Origin of the sequence: Caballeronia sp., assembly GCF_049581465.1 — a bacterium.
Classification (GTDB): Bacteria; Pseudomonadota; Gammaproteobacteria; order Burkholderiales; family Burkholderiaceae; genus Caballeronia.
In genome coordinates this window covers 1-4,095 of the sequence record NZ_JBAUSA010001062.1, presented here as the reverse complement: position 1 = coordinate 4,095, position 4,095 = coordinate 1, and the positions used below count along the sequence as shown (strand labels likewise).

The window sequence follows — 4,095 nt, the reverse complement described above, 5'->3', positions numbered from 1 at the left end:
GTCCGTGATGATGGAGCCTTGCTGGGTGTTGGTTTCATAGACCCCGTCGATCAGGCGCGAGCGGCGCTTCTCGGTGTCATAAAGCTGGCGGGCCCGCACCAGGAACTGGTCGACGGCGAGTTGTTCGCCCAGGCGGCTGAGGAACTTGATCAGCCATTCGATGGCCGACATCACCACCGACACCAGGCTGCCAAGGCCCGGCAGGAACACGCCAACGGCCACCCTGGCGGCGCCCTTCAGGATGTCGACCAATCCACCACAGATGCCCAGGCTCATCTCGTGCTCGATCGAATTGGCGATCTCCTGCGGGTGGCCGGACTGGATGCGGATGTGGCGGCGATCGGACCACGAAGCGATGCGAGTGCAGGCCTCGCCGATCGTGCGCGCGAGCCCCGTGCCGAGGTCGAGCGCGCCGCTGAGGACGGGTACGGTGTGCTTCATGATGAGGTCGATCGCGATGACGGTGGCTTTCTTGAGGGCCATGCCGAGCTTCTCCGCGGTGGCGAGGTCGTAGCGCCTGCGCCAGGCGCTCATCAACATGTCGCCAAGCGACTTGAACGCGCTCTTCAACTTCTCCCAGATCGCTCGTCCGGCATCGGCCATCAAGACGACCGCCGCCCCCGGCAATGCAACGAGCCCGGCGCCGGCGTAGGCCGCGGCGCCCATGTATTTGTTCTTGTTCCACACTTCCGACAGGCCGGCCGAGACGCCGTCGAGCGCGGCCGCACTGAAGGGCAGGTAGTTAGCGAAGTCGGCGGCGAGAGTGGTGGTGCTCGGCGCGCTGGTCGACGGCGCCATGATCCCTTCGACGATCCCCTGGCCGAGCTTCGCCACCTTGGTGCCCGCCCACGCGATCTGAGAGGCCTTGATGTTCTGGCCGTGCACACTCTGGACCGCGCGCACCGCGTTCGTCGCGCTGCCGAGTGCGTTGAAATTGGTGGTCATGCCGACGCCGACCGCCCCGCCGATCGCGCCGACGCCTTCGAGGGCCATCCCCACGGCGTCCATCTGGAGCCTGATGTTGGCCAGCACATACAGCACACCGAAACGGGCATGCGGAATCTCCTCGTCACGGATTTTGGCCGCCGCTTTTTGGTCGAGTTCGAGGGCCTTCTCCGGGCTCAAGGCCCCGGGGTACGTCAGGTTGTGCAGATACTCCAGCAAGCCACCGCTGACGGCGTTGCGCTCACACAGGTTCCACGCGTTTCCATGCTCCGTCCGGTACTCGGTAAGCCGCCGGTAGAGTACGCGCGTGGCCGTTGCCGAGTGTGTGGCGTAATAGTCGTCGTAGGCCTTGTCCATCGCGAGCGTGGAGCCGCTGCGGCTGCTCAAGGTCAGCGAGGTGCGGCTTCTGAATTCGGCCGGTGTGACGACCTCCAACTTTCCTTTTCTGCCCATGAGAGATCCTTTTGAGGGTTGTGAACATAAAATATGCGCGCAAGAGATCGGTGTTGGTCGACCATCTCAACGAGCTGAAAGCACCGTCGTCCAACGAGCAAGAGCGCAGCTCATTCCAGTCCGAGCAGCGCGAGGTAGCGCGTCAAATCGCCATCGTGACGGGTGATTTCGCGCATCAGTTCCGCGAGCGGCATCCTCTCCCACGACACAGCCCGCTTCAGCAGATACGGTGTCGGACTATGCGGCTCGTGACGCGTCAGATACCCGGCAATGTCGTCCAGCAGCCGGTACGCATGGGAGCGATCGATGATCATGCCGTCGAGACTCGTGACCGCTCTTGCGCTCGCGGACGCCTCTGCGGTCGCGGTGCGCTCGGCGAGACCCGCATCGAGTGACTGGCCGGATGTTTCATCACGCGCGTGGCTCACCGGGAGCGCCGGCACCTCATGCTCGCCGATCAATCCGGTTGCGGCCCGGGACAACCGTGCCAAAACATCGGCGACTGGCGCGAAGCTCGGCGCATTCGCCTCCAGCCGAAGGTCGACCAGCCGCGCAAATTTGTCCCACGCGTCACGCGCATCGACGAGGCGATCCCGCAGCCGTGCGAGCGCCACGAGATTGCCGGCCTGTGCAACATGCTGGTCGAGCAACTCGCGCGACAACAGGTTGTCCTCTTGCGCTTCCGGTGTGCCGATCGCTCGCTGGAACTCGTCAAGGCAAAGCATCGACGGTTCACGCTCTTCGATCACGAGCAGCGGCACCTTCAACGACAACACAAGCGCAAGGGTTGGGTTGATCCACACAAACGGCGCGGCGCGCGCGTCGGTATCGCCGTCTTCGAGTTTCGGATAGGCAACCTCCCAGTAGCGTTCAACCAGTCCGGTCAGCAACCGCGTGCCGGCCACGAGGCCATCGATCCCGTGCAGATGGGTCCACGCCTCGCACAGCCATGCCGCGAACTGGAAGTCCTTGCTGCGCGTGCGCAGCGCCTCGTCGCACAATGCGGCCACGGTCTTCCAGTCGGCCTTGACGAGCGGACGCTCCCATTCACCCATCGGCAACGACGCATCGTCCTGGCGCCGCGCGTCCTGGATCTGCCGGTAGAGCGGATCGCTGCGCAGCGAGACGCCCGCGCCGTCACCATCACCATCACTGCCGTGCAATGGCGTAAGCAGCGCGCTTGCGTCAACGCTGAGGTCGATCTCGGTACTCAACGAAAAAGGTGATTTCATAGTGCGTTCCAGTCAGGCGCGCGGGTCGGGAAACTCGCGGGCCAGGGCAAAGGGGTTTTCTTGCCGGCGGCAGTCAGCGTGAGCCGAAGGAATAGCTGTGCGCGGGTCTGTTTCGGCAGGAGTGCAAGGTCGGCGGGGCTGGTTGTGCCGAGCGGGAAATCGAACTTGAGCAGTTGTGCGCTAGCACTTGCCTGCGCGCTCACATCGGCCACACGCTGCTGCGAGACGAACGAGATCAGCGCCCACGGATCGGCGAACTGCCAGGTCAACGTGCGCCCGTCAGTCGAGAACGCGCGCTGCTGCGAATCGTTGGCCGCATTCAGCGGCGAGTCCTTCGCGAAACGCAGCACCAGCGAAACCGGCATGCCGTACTCCCAGTGCAACGCACGCGGCGCGTCGTGCAGCGACACGCTCTGGTCGCCGATCCTGAGCGTCCAGTCAATCACCTGGTTCGCCGCGATCTCGCCCAACCGGTTAGCGCGGAAATCGACGCTGACGTCATAGCCCGTCGGTGCACCACTGCTGGCCGGATAGAGCGGCGCGAGCAGTGCATCGACCTGCTCGAAGTTGTCGATGAACTGCCGTAGCCGGCCGTTGTCCCACAGCACACGTTCGCCTGCACCGTTGCGAGCCTGCTGGAAGATGTGCGAGACACGCTCGTAGCGCTCGAGGGTCTGGCCGAGTTGGCCGAAATCAGCTGAGCCGGCGTCACCGCTGCCCGCTCGCGCCGGGCCGCCGAACGGCTGTCGCCCCGCGACGCTCTGGTTGAAAGCATCGGAGAAACCGCTCCACTGTTGCTGCAGTTCACCCACGTATCCCTGGCTGCAGCGCGCAAGCAGGCTGTCGTACAAGCGCACGTGCAACGCGCTGAAGTAGTCGCCGGTGCCCGCGGCGGACGGCCGCGCCGGGAAGCGGCCCAGACAGACTCCGGTGCCCGGATCGGCCGCCACCGTCTGCACGAACTGCTCCAGCATCAGCAGGTTGCTATTCGGGTTCTTCAACTGGTAACGGTCGAGATCTCGTTCGATAGCTTGCCAGCGCTGCGCGAGCGGCGACCCGGCATCGCTCGTGTCGAGTGCGGACAAATACACGGCGGCCTGCCTGCCAAGCGCCGTCGCGCGCACGGCCTGCTGATCCAGATAGGCCCCGAGCGCCGCGGTATCCGCGATGCCGAAGGCCGTCAGGACAGTCGTGCGCGTACTGCCCACGGGCATGTTGGCCGACCGCGTCGAGTACAGCTCGGAGCGTGTCAGCGCGTCGTCCACGAGGCGCAGATGCTCCATCGCGTCGCGCGACAAGAGCGTATCCAGATTGTCGACGTGGGCCGCCGCGCCCATCTCAGCCAGCATCGCGCGAATCTTCGCGAGGCGGGTGCGCGCGGCATCGAACGCTGCGCTGTCCGGTTCGCCTTGTGCCGGGGCCACAACAGCGGCGGCGGCCACCTGATTGACCATCAGGCGTGCGA

At 64.9% G+C, this 4,095-nt stretch carries 2 protein-coding genes and 1 pseudogene; all 3 read right to left on the bottom strand.

What is annotated here, in order from left to right; genetic code table 11:
• A partial coding sequence (locus WCA53_RS25990; protein ID WP_423917213.1) for a hypothetical protein occupies positions 1 to 1,398 on the bottom strand: 1,398 nt, incomplete at its 3' end.
• Positions 1,399 to 1,508: 110 nt separating this feature from the next.
• The gene (gene tssA, locus WCA53_RS25985; protein WP_423917210.1) at positions 1,509 to 2,630 is read right to left on the bottom strand and encodes a type VI secretion system protein TssA; all 1,122 of its coding nucleotides are present in this window, start codon (positions 2,628 to 2,630) and stop codon (positions 1,509 to 1,511) included.
• Positions 2,627 to 4,095, bottom strand: a pseudogene (locus WCA53_RS25980) (type VI secretion system protein); the annotation flags it as partial. The pseudogene WCA53_RS25980 and the gene tssA, both read right to left, overlap by 4 nt.

Coding starts and splice junctions, on each gene's coding strand:
- tssA (WP_423917210.1), bottom strand. CDS start 2,630: ATGAAATCACCTTTTTCGTTGAGTACCGAGATCGACCTCAGCGTTGAC.